Genomic DNA, 2,059 nt, shown 5'->3' on the forward strand with positions numbered 1-2,059 from the left:
TGTCACGGCAGTTGAATTCGGTTTTGGATGGTTTGGACGAGCCTGTGGCGTTGCGGGCTTTGCCGGAGAGCGCGTTGCCGGGCGTGGCCGAGGCGGTGCGCGCGGAGATGATCGAGGCGGTCTCGGTCACGGGCGGGCACCTCGGCTCGGGCTTGGGCGTCGTCGAGCTGACGGTGGCGCTGCACTACGTGTTCGACACCCCCCACGACCGCCTGATCTGGGACGTCGGCCACCAGGCCTACCCCCACAAGATCCTCACCGGACGCCGCGACCGCATCCGGACGCTGCGCCAGGGCGGCGGCCTGTCGGGCTTCACCAAGCGCTCCGAGAGCCCCTACGATCCCTTCGGCGCGGCCCACTCCTCCACCTCGATCTCGGCGGGCCTCGGCATGGCGGTCGCTCGCGACCTCGACGCGGCCCAGGCCAAGGCGCAGGGTAAGGCCGAGGGCGGTGCCCCCGCCCATCGCCGCAATGTCGTGGCGGTGATCGGCGACGGCTCGATGTCGGCGGGCATGGCCTACGAGGCCATGAACAATGCCGGCGCGCAGCACGCGCGCCTCATCGTCATCCTCAACGACAACGACATGTCGATCGCCCCCCCTGTGGGCGCCATGTCGGCCTACCTCGCCAGGCTGGCCTCGGGCGGCACCTACCGCTCGTTGCGCGAGACCGCCAAGCAGCTGGGCCAGCTTCTGCCCAAGGCCCTCTACCAGCGCGCGGCCCAGGCCGAGGAGTTCGCCCGCGGCCTGATCGTGGGCTCGGGCACGATGTTCGAGGAGATGGGCTTCCACTATGTCGGCCCGATCGACGGGCACAACCTCGACCACCTGCTGCCGGTGCTGCGCAACGTGCGGGACTCCGACCAGGGCCCGATCCTGCTGCACGTCGTCACCCAGAAGGGCAAGGGCTACGCACCGGCGGAAGCCAGCGCCGACCGCTACCACGGCGTGGTCAAGTTCGACGTGGTCTCCGGCGTCCAGGCCAAGGCCAAGCCCAACGCCCCGGCCTACACGCGGGTGTTCGGCGAGAGCCTGATCAAGGCGGCGGATGCCGATCCCAAGGTGGTGGCGATCACAGCCGCCATGCCCGGCGGCACCGGCATCGACCTGTTCGGGCGTGCCCACCCGACCCGCACCTTCGACGTCGGCATCGCCGAGCAGCACGCCGTCACGTTTGCGGGCGGGCTCGCCACCGAGGGCTACAAGCCGTTCGTGGCGATCTACTCGACCTTCCTGCAGCGGGCCTATGACCAGGTCGTGCACGATGTCGCGCTGCAGAACCTGCCCGTGCGCTTCTGCCTGGACCGGGCGGGTCTGGTGGGCGCGGACGGCGCCACCCATGCGGGCGCGTTCGATCTCGCCTACCTGTGCTGCCTGCCCAACATGACCGTGATGGCGGCCGCCGACGAGGCCGAGCTCGTGCACATGGTGGCCACCTGCCACGCCCATGACACGGGCCCGATCGCGCTGCGCTATCCCCGCGGCGAGGGGGTGGGGGTGGAGCTGCCCGAGCGCGGCGAGCCCCTGGCGATCGGGCGCGGCCGCATCGTGCGCCGGCCCAAGGAGACGACATCCGGCGCGCGGGTGGCGCTGCTGTCGCTCGGCACGCGGCTTGGCGAGGCCTTGAAGGCGGCCGATCAGTTGGAGGCGGCGGGCGTGGCGGTCACGGTGGCCGATGCGCGCTTTGCCAAGCCGCTGGACGAGGCCTTGATCCTGGACCTGGCGGGCAGCCACGAGGTGCTGCTGACCCTGGAGGAGGGCTCGGCCGGCGGGTTCGGTGCGCATGTGCTGCACCTGCTGTCCGCCAAGGGTGCGCTCGATGCCGGCCGCGTGCGGGTGCGCACGCTCACCCTGCCCGACACCTACCAGGACCACGACACGCCCGAACGCATGTACCAGCAGGCCGGGCTCGATGCCGACACCATCACACAGACCGTCCAAACCACATTGCCCAACGTCTATGCCAATGCCGACGGCTCCGTGAACGCGGAGGTCTCGAGCGAGACGCCCCTGACCGGGGAAGGCGGCCTCAAGGACGGGAACGGCTCGGCGCTGATCAT

Annotated in this window: 1 protein-coding gene; it reads left to right on the top strand. The window is 70.5% G+C overall.

Going from position 1 to position 2,059, the window contains the following annotated elements; translation table 11 throughout:
- Nucleotides 1-23: 23 nt before the first annotated feature.
- The coding region (gene dxs / locus MFF55_RS26415) for a 1-deoxy-D-xylulose-5-phosphate synthase (protein ID WP_238247204.1) at nt 24-2,059 on the top strand (2,036 nt) is incomplete at its 3' end.

The organism is Methylobacterium iners (genome assembly GCF_022179305.1).
Classification (GTDB): Bacteria; Pseudomonadota; Alphaproteobacteria; order Rhizobiales; family Beijerinckiaceae; genus Methylobacterium; species Methylobacterium iners.